The sequence below is a fragment of the Marinobacter sp. JSM 1782161 genome, from assembly GCF_011421605.1.
Classification (GTDB): domain Bacteria; phylum Pseudomonadota; class Gammaproteobacteria; order Pseudomonadales; family Oleiphilaceae; genus Marinobacter_A; species Marinobacter_A bohaiensis.
The window spans coordinates 18952-36174 of the sequence record NZ_WSSA01000007.1 but is presented as its reverse complement, the minus strand read 5'-3'; the positions used below and the strand labels follow the sequence as shown (position 1 = coordinate 36174).

Annotated in this window: 20 protein-coding genes; 14 read left to right on the top strand and 6 right to left on the bottom strand. The window is 65.8% G+C overall.

Annotated features, from left to right (window positions below; translation table 11 throughout):
* Positions 1-6: 6 nt before the first annotated feature.
* The 5 genes from GQB00_RS21365 to GQB00_RS21345 all read left to right on the top strand — a co-directional run bounded on the left by GQB00_RS21365 (position 7) and on the right by GQB00_RS21345 (position 4265).
* On the top strand, positions 7-471 hold the full coding sequence (locus GQB00_RS21365) for a chemotaxis protein CheW (protein WP_165857738.1): 465 nt from the start codon (positions 7-9) through the stop codon (positions 469-471).
* Between the two features lie 77 nt (positions 472-548).
* Entirely contained in the window at positions 549-1040 is a 492-nt protein-coding gene (locus tag GQB00_RS21360) for a Fur family transcriptional regulator (protein WP_165857737.1), read from the top strand.
* Positions 1033-1809, top strand: coding sequence for a zinc ABC transporter ATP-binding protein ZnuC (znuC, locus tag GQB00_RS21355; protein WP_165857736.1), 777 nt, complete (start codon positions 1033-1035; stop codon positions 1807-1809). The genes GQB00_RS21360 and znuC overlap by 8 nt, the downstream gene beginning before the upstream one ends.
* Positions 1796-2611, top strand: coding sequence for a zinc ABC transporter permease subunit ZnuB (znuB, locus tag GQB00_RS21350; protein WP_111498511.1), 816 nt, complete (start codon positions 1796-1798; stop codon positions 2609-2611). The genes znuC and znuB overlap by 14 nt, the downstream gene beginning before the upstream one ends.
* A 208-nt stretch (positions 2612-2819) precedes the next feature.
* Positions 2820-4265, top strand: a complete 1446-nt coding sequence (locus tag GQB00_RS21345; protein ID WP_165857735.1) for a PAS domain-containing protein — start codon at positions 2820-2822, stop codon at positions 4263-4265.
* Positions 4266-4290: 25 nt separating this feature from the next.
* Here GQB00_RS21345 and GQB00_RS21340 read toward each other — a convergent pair whose 3' ends face one another.
* Positions 4291-4539 (bottom strand): CDGSH iron-sulfur domain-containing protein, encoded by a 249-nt coding sequence (locus GQB00_RS21340; protein WP_165857734.1) that lies wholly within the window; start codon positions 4537-4539, stop codon positions 4291-4293.
* 171 nt (positions 4540-4710) lie between these two features.
* On the opposite strand from GQB00_RS21340, the gene GQB00_RS21335 reads away from it, so the two are divergent.
* The 3 genes from GQB00_RS21335 (at position 4711) to arsJ (ending at position 7791) form a co-directional block, all read left to right on the top strand.
* Entirely contained in the window at positions 4711-5472 is a 762-nt protein-coding gene (locus tag GQB00_RS21335) for a metalloregulator ArsR/SmtB family transcription factor (protein ID WP_165857733.1), read from the top strand.
* Positions 5473-5572: 100 nt separating this feature from the next.
* On the top strand, positions 5573-6577 hold the full coding sequence (locus GQB00_RS21330; RefSeq protein ID WP_165857732.1) for an ArsJ-associated glyceraldehyde-3-phosphate dehydrogenase: 1005 nt from the start codon (positions 5573-5575) through the stop codon (positions 6575-6577).
* A complete protein-coding gene (arsJ, locus tag GQB00_RS21325; protein WP_165857731.1) occupies positions 6577-7791 on the top strand; it encodes an organoarsenical effux MFS transporter ArsJ in 1215 nt (404 codons plus the stop codon). Before GQB00_RS21330 ends, arsJ begins: the two co-directional genes overlap by 1 nt.
* 2 nt (positions 7792-7793) lie before the next feature.
* Here arsJ and GQB00_RS21320 read toward each other — a convergent pair whose 3' ends face one another.
* Positions 7794-8873: a patatin-like phospholipase family protein gene (locus GQB00_RS21320; protein ID WP_111498505.1), complete on the bottom strand. Its 1080-nt coding sequence runs from the start codon at positions 8871-8873 to the stop codon at positions 7794-7796.
* A gap of 157 nt (positions 8874-9030) precedes the next feature.
* Here GQB00_RS21320 and GQB00_RS21315 point away from each other — a divergent pair, with 157 nt between their 5' ends.
* Entirely contained in the window at positions 9031-9672 is a 642-nt protein-coding gene (locus GQB00_RS21315; RefSeq protein ID WP_165857730.1) for a TetR/AcrR family transcriptional regulator, read from the top strand.
* A 117-nt stretch (positions 9673-9789) separates the two neighbouring features.
* On the top strand, positions 9790-10851 hold the full coding sequence (locus GQB00_RS21310) for a GGDEF domain-containing protein (RefSeq protein ID WP_165857729.1): 1062 nt from the start codon (positions 9790-9792) through the stop codon (positions 10849-10851).
* Positions 10852-10879: 28 nt separating this feature from the next.
* On the opposite strand, the gene GQB00_RS21305 is transcribed toward GQB00_RS21310, so the two are convergent.
* Together GQB00_RS21305 and GQB00_RS21300 are read right to left on the bottom strand one after the other, a co-directional pair.
* Positions 10880-11791 carry an alpha/beta fold hydrolase gene (locus GQB00_RS21305; RefSeq protein WP_165857728.1) on the bottom strand — a complete coding sequence of 304 codons (912 nt, stop codon included), beginning with the start codon at positions 11789-11791 and terminating at the stop codon, positions 10880-10882.
* A gap of 387 nt (positions 11792-12178) precedes the next feature.
* A complete protein-coding gene (locus GQB00_RS21300) occupies positions 12179-12334 on the bottom strand; it encodes a hypothetical protein (RefSeq protein WP_165857727.1) in 156 nt (51 codons plus the stop codon).
* Positions 12335-12532: 198 nt separating this feature from the next.
* On the opposite strand from GQB00_RS21300, the gene folE reads away from it, so the two are divergent.
* Positions 12533-13105, top strand: coding sequence for a GTP cyclohydrolase I FolE (gene folE / locus GQB00_RS21295; RefSeq protein WP_111498500.1), 573 nt, complete (start codon positions 12533-12535; stop codon positions 13103-13105).
* A gap of 4 nt (positions 13106-13109) precedes the next feature.
* Positions 13110-13832 carry an SDR family NAD(P)-dependent oxidoreductase gene (locus GQB00_RS21290; protein ID WP_165857726.1) on the top strand — a complete coding sequence of 241 codons (723 nt, stop codon included), beginning with the start codon at positions 13110-13112 and terminating at the stop codon, positions 13830-13832.
* On the opposite strand, the gene folK is transcribed toward GQB00_RS21290, so the two are convergent.
* Together folK and GQB00_RS21280 are read right to left on the bottom strand one after the other, a co-directional pair.
* Complete coding sequence (gene folK / locus GQB00_RS21285; RefSeq protein ID WP_165857725.1) at positions 13716-14246, bottom strand: 2-amino-4-hydroxy-6-hydroxymethyldihydropteridine diphosphokinase; 531 nt, start codon at positions 14244-14246, stop codon at positions 13716-13718. The two genes, GQB00_RS21290 and folK, sit on opposite strands and share 117 nt — an antisense overlap.
* Before the next feature lie 70 nt (positions 14247-14316).
* A complete protein-coding gene (locus GQB00_RS21280; RefSeq protein WP_165857724.1) occupies positions 14317-15045 on the bottom strand; it encodes an MBL fold metallo-hydrolase in 729 nt (242 codons plus the stop codon).
* Positions 15046-15198: 153 nt separating this feature from the next.
* Here GQB00_RS21280 and GQB00_RS21275 point away from each other — a divergent pair, with 153 nt between their 5' ends.
* Together GQB00_RS21275 and GQB00_RS21270 are read left to right on the top strand one after the other, a co-directional pair.
* On the top strand, positions 15199-15627 hold the full coding sequence (locus GQB00_RS21275; protein ID WP_165857723.1) for a CoA-binding protein: 429 nt from the start codon (positions 15199-15201) through the stop codon (positions 15625-15627).
* A gap of 525 nt (positions 15628-16152) precedes the next feature.
* Positions 16153-17142, top strand: coding sequence for an AEC family transporter (locus tag GQB00_RS21270; RefSeq protein ID WP_162628898.1), 990 nt, complete (start codon positions 16153-16155; stop codon positions 17140-17142).
* Positions 17143-17223 lie beyond the last annotated feature (81 nt).

Genomic DNA, 17223 nt, shown 5'->3' with positions numbered 1-17223 from the left:
AAGACCATGGCCGACAACTCCCAAGTCCTTCCCTGCGTACTGATCCCGGTCACGGATCGACAGCTGCTGCTGCCCAACGTGTCACTGGCCGAGATCGTCGACTACGCCGAGCCGGAAACCGTACAGGACGGCCCGGACTGGCTGGTGGGCTACCTGAGCTGGCGCGGCCTGCGCCTGCCGGTGATTTCCTACGATGCCGCCAACGGCGTGGCCGCCGCCCGCCAGGAAAGTGGCCGCGGCCGCATTGCGGTGTTCAACACCATCAGCGACAGCCACGACGCCCTGCCTTTCCTGGCCATGGTGACCCAGGGGATTCCCAGCCAGACCAAGCTGGGCGCGCACCAGATCCAGCAGACCGAAGGAGACACCGGCCCGGCGGACCTGATGAAAGTCGATGTGGACGGCCACAGCGCCTACATTCCCAACCTGGAATACCTGGAATCCCTGGCCCTGCAATCGTCAGCGGCCTGATCCGCCGTACCCGGTGACCTGTCCAGCCAGCCGTCGAGACGTTATAATATAACAACCACTGACTGGCTGGACCGATCATGACTCAGACACCGCTGCCCTATCGACCGCACAATCACGATGCCTGCGTGGACCAGGCCCTGAGCGATGCCCAACGCATCTGCGACGCGGCCAACGCCCGGCTAACGCCGGTCCGGCAACGGGTGCTGGAACTGATCTGGCAATCCCACAAGCCGCTGGGCGCCTACGACCTGCTCGGCGCCCTCGCGCAGGATGGACACAACGCGGCACCGCCCACAGTCTACCGGGCGCTGGATTTTCTGCAGCAGCATGGCCTGGTACACCGCATCGCCTCGCTCAACGCGTTTGTCGGCTGCACCCACGCCGGCCATCATCACACCGGTTTCTTCCTCATCTGCCGCGCCTGCCGCAACGTGCTGGAGCTGTCCGCACCGGCCATCGCCCAGTCGGTCTCAGAGGCCAGCCGCGAGGAAGGCTTCCAGGTGGAGGAAACCACGCTTGAGATCGCCGGGCTGTGCCCCGCCTGCCAGTCGGGGGCTGACAATGCCTGAAGCGCTGGTGCAGCTTGCCGGTGCCGGCGTGAGTCTGGGCGGGCGGAGCATCGTGGACAACGTGGAGCTGACCGTCAGCCGCGGCGACATCATCACGGTGATCGGCCCCAACGGCGCCGGCAAGACCACGCTGATCAAGTCGGTGCTGGGCCTGCAGCCGCTCAGCAGCGGCTCGATCCGCCGGGCCCCGGGACTGACCATCGGCTACGTACCGCAGCACATCCAGTTCCAGTCCACCCTGCCGCTGACCGTCAAGCGCTTTCTGGCGCTGACCGGCGCGTCTCCCGGCGCCTGCCTCGAAGCCCTGGCCCGGACCAACGTGGCGCACCTGTACGATGCCTCCATCCATCACCTGTCCGGCGGCGAGATGCAGCGTCTGCTGATCGCCCGGGCGCTGGTGCGCGAACCCGACCTGCTGGTGCTGGACGAGCCCGCCCAAGGCGTCGACGTCAACGGCCAGGCGGAGCTGTACGAGCTGATCCGCCAGCTGCGCGACACCCTCGATTGCGGCGTGATCATGATTTCCCACGACCTGCACCTGGTGATGGCGGCCACCGACAAGGTGCTGTGCCTGAACCAGCATGTGTGCTGCAGCGGTTACCCGGAGCAGATTTCCAACGATCCGGCCTTCGTCGAGCTGTTCGGCCGCCACGTGGCAGACAGCGTCGCCATCTACCACCACCATCACAATCACGACCACGACCTGCACGGCGACGTGGTCGATCCCGGCCACAGTTCGGAGTGCCAGCACGACCATGCCGCTCATTGATTCCCTGCTCGACGATTTCTTCTGGCGAGCCATGATCGGTGGCCTGGGCGTGGCTCTGGTCGCCGGGCCGCTGGGCTGCTTCGTGGTCTGGCGCCGCATGGCCTACTTCGGCGACACCCTGGCCCACTCGGCCCTGCTGGGCGTCGCCCTGGGCACCCTGTTCCAGATCCAGCTGAGCCTCAGCATCGCGGTGGTGTGCGTGGGTCTGGCGCTGCTGCTGGTGATGCTCTCGCGCAACCGCAGTCTGGCCACCGATACCCTGCTGGGCATCCTCGCCCACAGCGCCCTGGCCATCGGCCTGGTGACCCTGAGCTTCATGCCCGATGTGCGCCTGGACCTGACCGGCTACCTGTTCGGCGACCTGCTGGCCATGACCCGCAACGACCTGGCCTGGATCTACGGCGGCGCCGCGCTGGTGCTGGCCCTGCTGGTCTGGCTCTGGCGCGGTCTGCTGATGAGTACCATCCACGAGGAGCTGGCCAAGGTGGAAGGCCTGCCGGTGGAATGGCTGCGCCTGGGCCTGATGCTGATGTTCTCGCTGGTGATCGCGGTGGCCATGAAGATCGTCGGTGTGCTGCTGATCACCGCCCTGCTGATCATCCCCGCCGCCACCGCCCGGCGCCTGGCCAGCAGCCCCGAACGCATGGTGTTCCTGGCCGTGGGCGTGGGCATGATCGCGGTCGCCGGCGGCCTGTCACTGTCCTGGTTCTTCGACAGCCCCGCCGGGCCCTCGGTGGTGGTTTCCGCCTTCCTGCTGTTCCTGCTGGTCTACGGCCTGGTGCGCGAACAGCGTCACGGTTGACGCCGCGCCGGATGGGCGCGCGGCGGCGACACTGGACGGTCACCGGGTCTCCCGCCTAGAGTTAAAAGGTCGACGACAATCACGGCGTCTCCGCTTTCGGCCCGTCCCCCGGGACGGCCGGGAACTTTTGCCGCCGTGCCGACGTCAGGGAAGGACGTGTCGGCGACGGTTGCCGTGAAACCATGCCAACGGGCGAGGGAGAAAGCCTATGGATCGGCCTTCAGGCCGGAGCCGCTCAATCTGGCCTCCGGTCATTGTTCTGCTCATCGGGCTGCTGGGTACGGGCGCGGTGGATCATTGGGTCAGCAAGAGCCTGGACAAGCAGACCCGGGCGCTGATCGACGCCCACCACGCCCAGTTCACCGACCTGGTACAGCAGAGCATCAACATGCGTCTGCAGGCGCTGGACGTCCTGGCGCGTACACTGGCGGGCGCCGATCACCCCGATGACGTGTTCCAGCGCCAGGCCAGCGGTCTGCTGCGCCGGATGCCGGACATCGTCAACGTCGACCGCATCGTGCGGATTTCCGACGCCCAGCGCGAACTGGTGGAACAGCAGCTGTCGCAGCGTTCCGGGCAGTTCATCACGCTGGGGCAGTGGCAGGAGAGCGGCTCTGTCAGCACCGCCGCCCGGCAGGACCAGTACTGGGTGGTGATGCAGGCGGCCCAGCGCCAGGGCGTCGCAGCTAGCCTGGGCCTGGTGGCGCCGTCGGTCCCCCACTGGCGCCAGCCCATCGATACCGCGCTCAGCCACGACAAGGTATCCGCCACGGCCCAGACCCACCTCCGCCGCAATGGCACCAGCGAATTCGCCGTGCGTCTGTTCCGGTCGCTCGACGATGGCTCCCTGGTGAGCCTGGCCTTCTCCCCCGACCAGCTGCTGCGCGAAGCACTGCCGGCGCGCATGAGCCCGGCACTGCAGGTGACGGTGTTCGATCTGGACCAACACCTGAAAAGCCCGCTGTTCGCCACGGACAGGCTGGAACAGCCGCGCATGGCCTGGGCGTTGCGCTCGGCCATCAGCCTGGCGGACCGGGAATGGATCCTCACCACCATTCCCGACAAGCATTTCATGAGCGCGCCGGCCGAACGCATCGGGCAGATCATCTGGCTGGTGGGTCTGGCGGCCAGTCTCCTGGCGGCGATCGTTATCTGGCTGCTGGCCCAGCGCCTGAACCGGGAACAGATCGCGCACGCCACCGCCCAGCGCCTGCTGGACGCGGAAAACCAGATGCTGGAAAACGCCCGCATCGAAAAAAGCGCCCTCAAGAACGCCCTGCAGGACAGCGAGCAGCGCAGCCGCGACCTGGTGGAAATCGCCGGCAGCACGACGGCGGAACTGGACGAACAGGGCCGTATCGGTTTCATCTCGGCCCAGGTGGTGGACCTGCTGGGCGTACCGCCCGCGCGCCTTCATAACCGGTCGCTGCGCGACCTGGTCGCCGCCAACGATCGCACCCGCTATGACCAGTGCCTGGCCGCCGCACGCACCGAGAAACGGGTGGAGCGGATCGACCTGAACCTGCATCTGGATGAGCAGTCACCGGTGCCCGCCACCCTGCGCATCAAGCCGGTGGTGGACACGCTCACCGGCTGCAGCGGTTTCCGCTTGTCGCTCCAGGCCCGCAGCGCCACCACCGTACCGGCCGACTGACCCCTCACGACCACCGGGGCGCCCACTATAATTGACGATGGGAGCCGTCGCAGAACGGCGGCTCCCCCGTCTGCTTGCAGCCGCAAAACCAGATCCACTCCTCGCGATCGGCCTGGAAGCGGACCGGTCGAAACCCGGTCCCCTTGTGTGAACCGTCGCAGAACGGCTGGCTTCCGCTCAGCCCGCACTGGCACCAGAAGTAGTCCTTTCCCTTCTCCACCAGCACGGCGCAGGGCGTGGTCCGGGCAACATGGGGTTTGTCCAACGCTGACATCAAGCACCTCCACACCAATGTGACGGCTTTCCAGGCCAGCCCAGTCGATGCATGAGCCGACCAAGGTTACGTCCTGCCTTCAAGTATAGAGTGCGGTCACTCTTCACTTCATTGCATACGCCATCATATTCACATATTGTTATATGCATTAATTCACATAAGGTGACGCCGATGAGCCAGCGCCGCGTGCTTTTCGTCTGCAACTCCAACAGCGCCCGCTCCCTGATGGCCGAGGCGGTTCTGCGGGATATCGCCCCGGACAGGTTCGAGGTCGCCAGTGCCGGCACCAGCCCGGAAGCGCCCCACCCGCTGGCCCTGCAGTGCCTCGAAGAGGCGGAGCTGGCCACCAGCGCCCTGCACAGCAAGTCCATCGACTCGGTCAAGAACGAGCACTGGGACTACATCATCACCCTGTGCGACAAGGCCGTCCGTGAGCCGCTGCCGCTGGACTCCGTGGGCCAGACCATCGCCTGGGACTTTCCCGACCCGGTCCCCGCCAACCGCCACGCCACCTTCGCCCTGGTGCTGAAAGACCTGCGCGAGCGCATCAAGCTGTTCGTGATGGTGCACCAGAAGGAAGTCCGGAGTTCGGAGCATTACCCGCCGGCGCCGGTTTTCAAGGCCCTCGGCGACGAGGGGCGCCTGGCCATCATGCTGCTGATCGCGCGCCACCGGGAGCTGTGCGTCTGCGAGTTGGTGGCGGCTCTGGATGCGTCGCAGCCCACCATCAGCCGCCAACTGGGGCAGCTGCGGGAACGTCACCTGCTGGTGGACGAACGCCGCGGCCAGTGGGTGTATTACCGCCTGCACCCGGCGCTGCCGGACTGGCTGGTCACCGCCCTCGGGCAAGCCGACGCCGCCAATCCGGCCCTGCTCGACACCGAGGAAGAGCGCCTGAGCAACATGCCCAATCGGCCGGAAAACTGCGCCTGACGCCGCCCCGGCCCCTGGGCGTACGCCTCGCTCTCCCAAGCCACAAGTCACAAGTCACAAGTCACAAGTCACAAGTCACAAGCCAATCAGCGAGAAAGCCATGAGCACAGTCACCTTCGGTATCAACGGTTTTGGACGCATCGGCCGGCTGGCCCTGCGCGCCGCCTTCGACTGGCCCGACATGCAATGCGTCGCCATCAACGACCCGGGCGCCGACGCCGCCACCCTCGCCCACCTGCTCAACTTCGACAGCGTGCACGGTCAGTGGCACCACAACGCCGAGGCCGATGGCGACGCCCTGCTGATCGACGGCCGCCGCATAGCCATCAGCGGCAATACCGCCATCGCCGACAGCGACTGGTCGGGCTGCGATCTGGTGATCGAAGCCAGCGGCCGCATGCGCCAGGTCGACCGGCTGCAGGCCTTCCTGGACCAGGGCGTGAAACGCGTGGTGGTCACCGCCCCGGTGAAGGAAGCCGGCGCCCGCAACATCGTCATGGGCGTCAACGACGACACCTTCGACCCGGCCACTGACCGCATCGTCACTGCCGCGTCCTGCACCACCAACTGCCTGGCGCCGGTGGTCAAGGTGATCCACGAACGGCTGGGCATCCGCCACGGCTCGATCACCACCATCCACAGCCTGACCAACACCCAGACCATTGTCGACGCACCTCACAAGGACCTGCGCCGGGCCCGGGCCTGCGGCAGCTCGCTGATTCCCACCAGCACCGGTTCGGCCACCGCCATCATCGAGATTTTCCCGGAACTGGAAGGTCGGCTCGACGGCCACGCGGTAAGGGTGCCGCTGACCAACGCCTCACTGACTGACTGCGTGTTCGAAGTGGAACAGGCCACCGACGCGGACGCGGTCAACGCCATGCTGCGGGAGGCCGCCGGGGACGAGCTGAACGGCATCCTCGGCTATGAGGATCGACCACTGGTGTCCATCGACTACCGCACCGACCCTCGCTCGGCAATCGTCGACGCGCCCATGACCCGGGTGATCAATGGCACCCAGGTGAAGATCTACGCCTGGTACGACAACGAATGGGGTTACGCCAACCGCACCATGGAACTGGCGCGCAAGGTGGGAGAGGCCTAGTGTCCCCGGCCATTCGCCAGTACCTGATCATCACCGGCAACTACTGGGCCTTCACCCTCACCGACGGCGCCCTGCGCATGCTGGTGGTGCTGCATTTCCACGAGTTGGGCTACTCGCCGCTGGAGATCGCCCTGCTGTTCCTGTTCTACGAGTTCTTCGGCGTGGTGACCAACCTGGTGGGCGGCTACCTGGGCGCGCGCCTGGGCCTGAACCGCACCATGAACATTGGCCTGTTCCTGCAGATCCTGGCGCTGGGCCTGCTGGCGGTGCCGGCGGCGATGCTCAGCGTGCCCTGGGTGATGGCGGCGCAGGCCCTGTCCGGCATCGCCAAGGACCTGAACAAGATGTCCGCCAAAAGCGGCATCAAGCTGCTGGTCCCCGATACCGAACAAGGCAAGCTGTATCGCTGGGTGGCCCTGCTGACCGGCTCCAAGAACACCCTCAAGGGCGTCGGGTTCTTTCTCGGCGGTGCCCTGCTGATGCTGGCCGGCTTCCGCGGCGCGGTGGTCCTGATGGCGTCGGTGCTGGCGCTGGTGTGGCTGGCCAGCCTCGTGCTGCTGGGCCGCGACCTGGGGCGCAGCAAGGCGAAACCGAAGTTCACCGACATGCTCTCCAAGAGCCGGGCCATCAACGCCCTGTCGGCGGCGCGGCTGTGCCTGTTCGGCGCCCGCGACGTGTGGTTCGTGGTAGCCCTGCCGGTGTACCTGCACACCGCGTTTGGCTGGGACTTCTGGAAAGTGGGCGGCTTCCTGGCCCTATGGATGATCGGCTACGGCGTGGTGCAGACCCTGGCGCCGCGCCTGACCGGGCGCGACCGCGCGGTGCCGCCCGGTCGATCCGCCGCAATGGCCTGGGCCGGCGTGCTGGCGCTGATGCCCGCGGCCATCGCCATCGGCCTCGACCAGGGCCTGCCGGCACGGCCGGTCCTGCTCGGTGGGCTGCTGCTGTTCGGCGTGCTGTTCGCGCTGAACTCCTCGCTGCACAGCTACCTGATCGTGCGTTTTGCCCGCAGCGACGGGGTGTCGCTGGATGTGGGGTTCTACTACATGTCCAACGCCGCCGGACGACTGCTGGGCACGCTGCTGTCCGGCTGGGTGTTCCAGAGTTACGGCCTGGTCGCCTGCCTGTGGATCTCCTGCGCGCTGGTGGTGGCCGCCGCCTTGCTCACCCGCGCCCTGCCCGAACCGGAACCGGTTGCGGCCAACGCGTCATAGACTCAGAGCGGCTGCACCACCTCGGCGATGCGGCCGCTGTCCACCAGGTCCAGGAAGGCATCGCCCAGCCGGTCGCTTTCGGCCACGGCGCCGCGCCAGGCTTTCTCGCGGGCGTCATCCCGGCCCAGGTAGCGCTCGAAGTCCTTGCGGTCCGGCAGCTTGCCGTCTGGCAGGCTCTCCAGGTATGGCTTCGACGGGGCCACCAGCACCACATCCTGCAAACGGGTGCCGTCGCCGCGGCGCCAGGGCAGCGACTTGTCGAACCAGCCTGGCACCACGCGGTCGGTGAAGTGGGGATAAAGCACCACACCGGGCTGCTCGTAGGGCAGGTCCAGGTGGTAATCGAGCAGCCCGCCGTCGCGGTAGACGCCGTCCGGGGCGCCGGCGATGCCGGGCACCCCGTCCATCACCATGGGAATCGACGCCGACGCCAGCAGCGCCGCCATCAGATTGTCGCGGGTGAGGGAGACCTGGTGGCTCTGGAAGTCGATCAGGTCGCCGAGCGGCGCCCGCTCACGCGGGTCGTGCAGGATGCCCCGCTCCATGAACCGGCCCAGATGGCGACGGCTGACCATGTTGGCGCTGATAGCCGTCATCAGCCCCAGCGCCAGGCGGCCGCGGGTATTGTGTTCCAGCATCCCGCGGCTGCGGACCACGACGATGTTGAGGCGATAGTCCGGGTGATTGAGGATGGCGTCCTCACGACCCGCCAGCAACTCCTCCAGGAAAACCACGCAGCGCCGGGTCACTTCGGCGGTGCTGACGCCCTTGGGAAAGCGCTGGGTGGTGTACAGCTCCGCCAGCCGGGCCAGTTGCGACACCGGATCGCCCGAAGCCACGGCGGCAAAGCGCCAACTGCCGATCGATGCCCCGATCAGCGAGCGCACCTGCGGCGCCCGCGGCAGCCATTCGCCGAACACCGCCTTGTCCAGGCCACTGATCCCAAGGGCTTTCGGGCCACCGGCCGCGCCCGGAACCACGTGCACGTCCGCCGGGCTCAGGCCCTGTTCGCGAATACGGGCGTAGGCACGGCGACCGGCGCGGATGGTGAGAAGCGAAGAGTCTGGAGTGGCGGTGGACATGGCAGTTTCCTGTACGGCACAGACGATGTGAGCGCGAGTGTATGCAATATCCGCCCGGGCAACCAGCCCGTCATTGGCCACGGGCAACACCGGCAGCGGCCTGATCCGGCGACGCCCCTGGGTTATACTGCGGCGGAATCCGACACAGGTCTCCGGCATGGCCCGCGCGAATCACGGCGAAGCGACCCGCAACAAAATCCTCACCACCGCCCTGGCACTCTACGCCCGCCATGGGCTGGACGGGGTATCGCTGCGCACCATCAGCGCGGAATCCGGCACCCGCAATTCGGCGGCCGCGCACTATCATTTCGGCAGCCGGCTGGGGCTGCTGGAAGCCGTCGTCACGCACATCACCGATCATACACGGCCGCAGTTCGAGACCGGTTTTACGGCCATCGAAGCGGCCCCGGCGCCGTCCCTGCGGGACGTGGTCAAGGCCATGACGGCTCCCTACCTGGCGCTGACCCTGACCCCGGACTGGGGCCCGGCCGCGCTGCGTTTCATGGCCCACCTGCACGCCGACAACACGCCGGAGATCGCCCAGTTGCTGAACCGTCACTTCCGGCCGGACATTGAGCGCATCGAGGCCCAACTGTGCCGCTCCCTGCCGGACGTTCCCCGGGACGTGCTGCGCATCCGCCTGGCGTTCACGGTGGTCAGCCTGATTCACGGGGCGGCGGAAATCGACCTGCTGTCGAACACGCCGTTCGGCAACATCCGTCCCGACGACCACACCCTGTTCACCTATTTCGTCGATTTCATCGAAGGTGGCCTGGCCGCGCGCCCGGCACCTCACTGAACGGATCCGGCGGCTTTCCCTCCACCGGATCCGTGCTATAACTGGGCATTAACGAGTCGTGCACGATGGAATCCAACCCGCGCCGGAATCCGCGGGCTGCAGGAGCGCAGAGTGGGCATGCAGTACTTGACCGGGGTAACCCAGACCAACCCGACAGACACCATCCTCGGCTACCGGCGCCAGATCATCTACCACCTGCATTTCTGGTCCCTGGTCGCCCTGGCGCCGCTGACGCTGGTGCAATGGGAAGCGGGCAACCCCCTGCTGGCGGTCATGCTGGGGCTGTTCTGCCTGGGTCTGGTGATTGTCATCCTGCTGCTGCGCCTGCGCGACCGCTACCTGTTCCACGGCCGTCTGTTCGCCGTGTTCGCGGTGGCCTGCTGCATCTACTCGACGCTGATCAACGACCACAACGGACTCTACTGGGCCTACCCGGCCATTGCCGCCATATTTTTCCTGCTGCCCATGCGCGATGCGCTGCTGACGGTGTGCGTGTTCGTCACCAGCCTGTCCGCCATCGCCCTGCAGCAGTTCCCCAGCACCGAGTTCTGGCGCATCACCTGCTCACTGGCCCTGACCGGCACGTTCACGGCGGTCTTCGCCTGGCTGGTGGGCCGCATGCAGCTGGAACTGACCAGCCTGGCCACCACTGATCCACTGACCGGCTGCCTCAACCGCAGCCAGATGGCGCAGATGCTGAACGGTCAGATCCAGATGCGGGAGCGGTACGAGCGGGTGGCCAGCCTGATCCTGATCGATCTGGACCACTTCAAGCACATTAACGACCGCTGGGGCCACGCCGTCGGCGACCAGGTGCTCAAGGAGGCAGCGGAGCGCCTGCGCCGGCGTCTGCGGGAAACCGATTACCTGTTCCGCATCGGCGGCGAGGAGTTCCTGATCGTGCTGCCGGAGACCCGTCAGAAAGCCGCGGAAGAGCTGGCCCGCCAGCTGCTGACCACGATCAGCTACGCGCCTTTCGGCAACAGCGTCCAGACCACCGCCAGCGCCGGCGTGACCGAGGTGATACAGGGGGAAACCTGGTCCACCTGGCTCAATCGGGCGGACCAGGCGCTTTACAGCGCCAAGGATGCGGGCCGCAACCGGAGCATCACCCTGCGCGGATCACCGCGGGAAGGTAGCGCCGGAGCAAACTCGGCGCAGCTGGCCGGCAACGACTGAACCACAGCGCCCTGCAGCCAAAGCACCCTTACAGACGGGCGTGAAAGTCCCGCACCGCCTCGAACACCTGTACCGGATTCTCGAAGTGGGGGTAATGCCCGACGCCTTCCAGGGCGACGACATCCGGCCGCGGCACCAATTGGCGATAGCGGTCCGCCATGGCCAGACCCGACACCGGGTCATCGGTTCCTGAAATCAGCCGCAGCGGCTGTTTCGCCTGCTGCAACGCATTGACCCAGCGGTTGCGGTGACAACGACGCTCATCCATGTAATGGATCAACCGGTGCAGGATGCCGCGACCGTTGTTGTACTCCAGCAGCTGCCAGAAGCAGGCCAGCTCCCGACGCGTGGGCTGGGTATGGTGGCCGAACAACCGCGAGAAGTTGTAGTCGAACATACGGCGCGTCAGGCCCCGGCTGATCAGACTGCCCATCCGGCCGCACAGCAGCTTCTGGATGAGCAGCGGCTGGTGCACTTCCGGAAACAGTGCGCCGTTGAGGAAACAGGCGCTGCGAATACGGAACGGCAGGCCACCTTCCTGGTCCCGCGCCAGCAGTTCCTGGGCGACGCTGTTGCCGTAGTCGTGGGCCAGCAGGTGAACCGAGTCGACGCCCAGCGCCTCCAGCCAGCCCTCATGCAGGTCCGCCTGATCGACGATGCTGTAAGGGTAGTCCGGGGGCTTGTCGGAGAAGCCGAACCCCAGCATATCCGCCACCAGCACCCGGTGTGACGCGCACAGGGGCGACCAGACCCGGTTCCAGTCCCAGGAGGCTGTCGGAAAACCATGCAGCAGCAAAAGTGTCTCGCCCTGACCCTCCATGCGACTGAAGATGGCATGTTCACCGTAGGCAAACCATTTGCCGCCCTGCTGCCAGCGCCTGACGGGGATTCCCGCCGCCCTGCCGGCGGATGGCATGCCCAGGGAAACCACACGTTCCATATGTCCCATTCCGTCCAGAGTGCCTGTTTATTGTCCAGAATTTACGTTTTCGGTCGCATCTGTAAAGCGAACTTTACACCCGGGCATCCGACGTGCCGCGACCGCGCCCGTTATTCCCCAGCCTAGACCATCCCGGCGCCGGAAGGCACGGCAAGTCAGGTCGTTACGTCCCGCTTGTGAGCGGCGTCCGCCACAGTGGCGCGTGGTACGGAACCTGCATCGTCTGACAGGGAGGCTTTTGGAGACCGACCAGACTCCGGGAACCTGCCATTAATGAAAACAGTGGTTGAAAAACGGACGATCCCCCACAGTCATTAATCAAGGGGAATCGGGTGTAAACAGGGTCGTTGAGAAGTCGTGTGAGGTCCTGCCATGTGTATCACCGAATCAATCGAGCCAGACGAACGGGACAGTGAAAAACTGAACCGCCTGTACCATCTCAAACAACAGCAACTCAGACGCGCCGGTGGTGGCCACCGACGGGACAGTCTCCTGTGTCAGGTGCTCGCCGCCGAAGCCGATGCCATCAGCACCGCTCTTCATCGCCGGCATCCCGAGTCGGGCTGAGCGGACACAGGTCATCGGACGGGCCGCCCGGGATTTGGGCTTTGGGCAGAAAATGCCTTAGTCTTCGGAAAAACCGCCCCGGGCGCGCCACGCTCACGGTCGGGTCTCATCCACCCGGCGCCGGCGGACGTAGAGTCCGGGGCAGGAAGACGTTCACGCCCAGAGACGAGCCGCATGACCGACAAGACCGAGACGATTGCCCAGCACTACCAGCAGATCATGGAGCAGTTGGGTGAGGACACCAGCCGCGAGGGGCTGGCGAAAACCCCGGAGCGGGCCGCCAAGGCCATGGCCTTTCTCACCCGGGGCTACGAGCAGGACCTGGAGAGCGTGGTCAACGGCGCCACCTTCGAATCCGATATGGACGAGATGGTGGTGGTCCAGGACATCGAGCTCTACAGCCTGTGCGAACACCATCTGCTGCCGTTCATCGGCAAGTGCCACATCGCCTACATTCCCCAGGGCCGTGTGCTGGGGCTGTCCAAGCTGGCGCGCATCGTCGATATGTACGCGCGGCGCTTCCAGATCCAGGAAAACCTGACCCGCCAGATCGCCGAAGCCATCGAGCAGGTCACCGGTGCCCAGGGCGTCGGCGTGGTCATCGAGGCGCAGCATATGTGCATGATGATGCGGGGTGTGGAGAAACAGAATTCCGTGATGAAAACGTCGGTCATGCTGGGCAGTTTCCGCAAGTCCCAGGCCACGCGGACCGAATTCCTGCAACTGATCAGCCACCGTTCCGGATAACGCCATGACTCTACCCGCTGCCGTCGTCACCGGTGCCGGCCGCCGCCTCGGCTTCGAGCTGAGCAAGGCGCTGCTGGCCCGCGATTACCAGGTCTTCGCCCTTTACCGCACCGCCACCGATGAGCTGGAAAAGCTGCGTGAGGCGGGCGCCACCCTGATCCAGGTGGACCTGTCCGATAACCACAGCCTGTCCCAGGCGATCGACCGAATCCGGCGCACCAGCCACCTGAAAGTGCTGATCAACAACGCCTCGGAATTCGAGCCCAACCCGGACGATCGTTATGACCTGGCGCAGCTGTCCGAGCGCCTGTTCCGCACCAACACCATCGCCCCCATGCTGCTGATCGAGGGGCTGGCGGACACCCTGGCCAAGGCCGGCCGCGGACACGGCTGGCTGCCGGTGATCATCAACATCACCGACATTTTCGCCGAGAAACCCAACCCGCAGTACGCCGCCTACTGCGCCACCAAGGCGGCTCTGGCCAACCTGACCCTGAGCTACGCCCAGTCGCTGGCGCCGGAGGTGCGGGTCAACGCCATCATGCCCGGGCCGATCCGCTTCCTGCCGCGACATACGGACGCGGAGAAGGCCACGGTCATGTCGGAAACGCTACTGGCCCGGGAAGGCGGTTTCGAAAGTGTGGTCAAGCAGGCCCTGGCGCTGATCGACAACGATTTCATGACCGGTGCCATGATCCCAGTGGACGGTGGCCGTCGCCTCGCCTAGCCGGCCATCCCCCAGCGCCACCCGGCGTACCTCGTCGGGCCTGACCCGGCCTTCCAGCAGGCGGCGGAAATAATCCTCCTCCACCGCGTCGCCGGTGAGTGGGCCGTGCTCGGACACCTCCAGAATATCGATGTCGATGGGGCGGTCCTTGCGGCTGGAATCGGGGTCGCTGCGGTCGCGCCCCAGTTCCGCCTCGATGCGGTTAAACCAGGCCTTGAGCGCGGCGACCGGCAGCGGCGACTGCAGTACCACCAGCGCATTGAAGAAATCCCGCTCGGTATCGATGCCCTGGGGCCGAGTGACGACGACCGGGCTGACCCGCAGCCGCCCCAACCGCCGCACCAGACTGTCCAGCGCCCGCGGCAGGTTATTCACCGGGTCGATGTTGCTTCCCAGACCGCACAGGTACCACATACCTAGCTCACACCTCTCAACATGCTAAAGGCTCTTGATACGCTCGCCGCGGCCGAGCCGATTGCCGCGCTCACAGCTCGAACACCTGGCCCTGGCGCGCGAAGCCGGCAAATTCGCCGGCCACCGCCGCTTCGAAGTCGGCGAAATGGTCCTCGTAACTCATCAGGTACATCCGCTGGCGCACCTCGGCGGGATAGGTTTCGCGCAGTTCGCTGAGGCTGGCATGCACCGGGTTCCAGTCCGCCAGGGTGCAGTCGTGCAGGATCACCGCCGGATCCCGCCGCGCCACTTCCGAGGGAATCGGCCGGGTGTCGCCGCTGAACAGCAGCCCGTCGTTGATGCACAGACCGTAGGACGGCTTGTTGGGGGTATGGGCGTTCTGGAAATATTCCAGCGCCACGCCCTCGAATTCGAAACCGCCGTCGTCCAGGTGCACCACCTCGAAATAGTCGTCCAGGGTCGCCGGCCCTTCGCCGACGGTCCCCATCACGCCCTTGAGGGTCTGCTCCCAGAGTTCGTCGTAGACCCCTGGCGGCAGGAACAGGCGCGGCCGGAAACCGTAGCGGAAGCGGCATTCGATGGCCATGCGCTCCAGCCCGAAGCAGTGATCGGCGTGGACGTGGGTGATGAAAACACCGGCAATGTCCCCGAAATCCAGGGACAGGTCCCGCAGCGCGTACTTGATGGTGTAGCCGGCATCGATCAGCAATCGCTGCTCGCCGACCGTCACCAGGGCGTTGTTGTTCCAGTGGGCCATGGCTTCCGAGTGGCCCACGCCGGTCATGGTCAGGGTGGCCATGCTGTCTGTTCGCTCCTGCCGGTTTCGGGGAAGACTTGTCCGGGCCGCTGAATCTGGTCCAGAATCGGCCAGAGCCAACTTTACCCGTCCGGCCCGGGTGCGGCCAGCCCGCGCCATGGCCCGATCCATGAAACCGAATGGCCTGGAATCATTATGACCCGTCCCGAGCAGATCCGCCGGATCCTGGAAAGTGTGCGCACCATCGCCCTGGTGGGTGCTTCGGAGAAACCCCACCGCGACAGTCACGCGGTCATGGCCTACCTGCAGGGGCGCGGCTACCGGGTGATACCGGTCAACCCGCGCCTGGCCGGCAGCACCCTGCTGGGCGAGACCGTCTACCCCAACATCAGCGCCATCCCCGAGCCGGTGGACATGGTGGACCTGTTCCTGGCCAGTCACCGGGTCGGCGCGGTGGTGGACGAAGCCCTGCGCAAACCCGGCGTGCGCGTGATCTGGATGCAGATTGGTGTCATCGATGAGGACGCCGCCCAACGCGCCGAAGACGCCGGCCTGGAAGTGGTGATGGATCGCTGCCCCAAGCAGGAGATTCCCCGCCTGGGCGTGGCGCTGGCCACCTCCTGATAGCCGGCCGGCGCCGGGTGTCGCGTTTCTTTACAACCCGTCCCAATGCGTCTTAAGGCGATGTCTCAAGTTCGCCCGACAAATCCACCCCGTTTTGACGAGTTTTCACAAAACGGTCTTTTTCTTGCGCCACATTAAATAAGAGGTACCGAACAGGACATGGGCGTAAAACGCCCACCGCATGAACCAAGACGCCAGCACGCCGGCAACCGGTCACCGTGACCGCCCGGCGCGCCGCCCCGGGAGGTGCAGGATGGTCGATCACCTGGTTTCGTTCGCAAAGATTGCCGCCGTGACGGCGCTGTTCATCCTCGCTTCGGCGTACGCCGGCAGCCCGGGGCTGGGTTTCTAGCAGCCTCCGTCGCAGCCTGACTGACCCGTGACCCGCCACCCGCGGTCACGGGCCCCGCTTGAATTCTCACCGCCGCTCGGCAAAAATCGGCGTGTGGCGAGACGCCCTGCTGTCCGCCCCAACCGCACCGCCGGCCAGCCCTGCCCAACCCGGAACCAACGCCCCGGACCGTAGTGCATTCCCCCGCCGGCACGCCCATCGACCCAAGGAACGCCGTGACCTACTTCGATAACCTGCTGTTCTCGCTGTCCGTCACCGCGCCGATATTCCTCGTCATGGCCGCCGGCTGGCTGCTGCGCCGCCTGCGCTGGATCGACGACCACTTTGTCGAGACCGGCTCCAGGCTGGTCTACAGCCTTGCCCTGCCGGCCCTGATCATTACCAGCCTGGTCAAGGTGGACCTGGGGGAAATGGTGCATCCGCGCCACGTCGGCTATGGGGTGGTCGCCTCTCTCGCCAGCTTCCTGGTGCTGTGGCTGATCAGTGCCTACTGGCCCGGGCCGGGACGCGATCGCGGCGTCTTCGTGCAGGGGGCCTTTCGCGGCAACCTCGGCATCATCGGCGTCGCCGTCTGCGCCAGTCTCTACGGCAGTACCGGCCTGGCCATCGGTTCCGTGCTGCTGGCCGGTATCACGCTGACCTACAACATCCTGTCGGTCTATGCCCTGAGCGCCTCTGGCAGCAGCCGGCTGTCGATGTCGGCCCTGGTCAAGGGCATGCTGCGCAACCCACTGATCATCAGCATCCTGATCGGCCTGCTGCTGGCGGGATTGAAAGTGCCCGTACCGGACCTGATCCTGACCAGCGCTGCCTACTTCGGCCAGATGACCCTGCCGCTGGCCCTGTTATGCGTGGGCGCCACGCTCAGCCTCGATGCACTGCGCCATGGCTCGGCCCTGGCTTTTACCGCCACCGCCATCAAACTGGTGGCCATTCCCCTGCTGCTCACCCTCGGCGCCATCCAGTTCGATTTCTCGCCGCTGGAGCTGGGCACCCTGTTCGCCATGTTCGCGGCCCCCACCGCCACCGTCAGCTACGTGATGGCCCGCAGCCTGGGCGGCAACCATCAACTGGCCGCCAGCATCATCGCCATGACGACCCTGTTCGCCCCCGTCTCCCTGAGCGTCGGCATTTACGTGATGCGCAGCCTGGGCCTGATCTAGGCCGTCCCTGAACGCGCCCATGACGGCCGCGGCAAAAGTGAGCGGCGCGCCATGTTTTTTTGGCACCAATTGCAAATACTT

What these genes read in the sequence shown, in the direction of transcription:
- GQB00_RS21365 (WP_165857738.1), top strand. Translation starts at nt 7, where the DNA reads ATGGCCGACAACTCCCAAGTCCTTCCCTGCGTACTGATCCCGGTCACG.
- GQB00_RS21360 (WP_165857737.1), top strand. Translation starts at nt 549, where the DNA reads ATGACTCAGACACCGCTGCCCTATCGACCGCACAATCACGATGCCTGC.
- znuC (WP_165857736.1), top strand. Translation starts at nt 1,033, where the DNA reads ATGCCTGAAGCGCTGGTGCAGCTTGCCGGTGCCGGCGTGAGTCTGGGC.
- znuB (WP_111498511.1), top strand. Translation starts at nt 1,796, where the DNA reads ATGCCGCTCATTGATTCCCTGCTCGACGATTTCTTCTGGCGAGCCATG.
- GQB00_RS21345 (WP_165857735.1), top strand. Translation starts at nt 2,820, where the DNA reads ATGGATCGGCCTTCAGGCCGGAGCCGCTCAATCTGGCCTCCGGTCATT.
- GQB00_RS21340 (WP_165857734.1), bottom strand. Translation starts at nt 4,539, where the DNA reads ATGTCAGCGTTGGACAAACCCCATGTTGCCCGGACCACGCCCTGCGCC.
- GQB00_RS21335 (WP_165857733.1), top strand. Translation starts at nt 4,711, where the DNA reads ATGAGCCAGCGCCGCGTGCTTTTCGTCTGCAACTCCAACAGCGCCCGC.
- GQB00_RS21330 (WP_165857732.1), top strand. Translation starts at nt 5,573, where the DNA reads ATGAGCACAGTCACCTTCGGTATCAACGGTTTTGGACGCATCGGCCGG.
- GQB00_RS21320 (WP_111498505.1), bottom strand. Translation starts at nt 8,873, where the DNA reads ATGTCCACCGCCACTCCAGACTCTTCGCTTCTCACCATCCGCGCCGGT.
- GQB00_RS21315 (WP_165857730.1), top strand. Translation starts at nt 9,031, where the DNA reads ATGGCCCGCGCGAATCACGGCGAAGCGACCCGCAACAAAATCCTCACC.
- GQB00_RS21310 (WP_165857729.1), top strand. Translation starts at nt 9,790, where the DNA reads ATGCAGTACTTGACCGGGGTAACCCAGACCAACCCGACAGACACCATC.
- GQB00_RS21305 (WP_165857728.1), bottom strand. Translation starts at nt 11,791, where the DNA reads ATGGAACGTGTGGTTTCCCTGGGCATGCCATCCGCCGGCAGGGCGGCG.
- GQB00_RS21300 (WP_165857727.1), bottom strand. Translation starts at nt 12,334, where the DNA reads ATGAAGAGCGGTGCTGATGGCATCGGCTTCGGCGGCGAGCACCTGACA.
- folE (WP_111498500.1), top strand. Translation starts at nt 12,533, where the DNA reads ATGACCGACAAGACCGAGACGATTGCCCAGCACTACCAGCAGATCATG.
- GQB00_RS21290 (WP_165857726.1), top strand. Translation starts at nt 13,110, where the DNA reads ATGACTCTACCCGCTGCCGTCGTCACCGGTGCCGGCCGCCGCCTCGGC.
- folK (WP_165857725.1), bottom strand. Translation starts at nt 14,246, where the DNA reads ATGTGGTACCTGTGCGGTCTGGGAAGCAACATCGACCCGGTGAATAAC.
- GQB00_RS21280 (WP_165857724.1), bottom strand. Translation starts at nt 15,045, where the DNA reads ATGGCCACCCTGACCATGACCGGCGTGGGCCACTCGGAAGCCATGGCC.
- GQB00_RS21275 (WP_165857723.1), top strand. Translation starts at nt 15,199, where the DNA reads ATGACCCGTCCCGAGCAGATCCGCCGGATCCTGGAAAGTGTGCGCACC.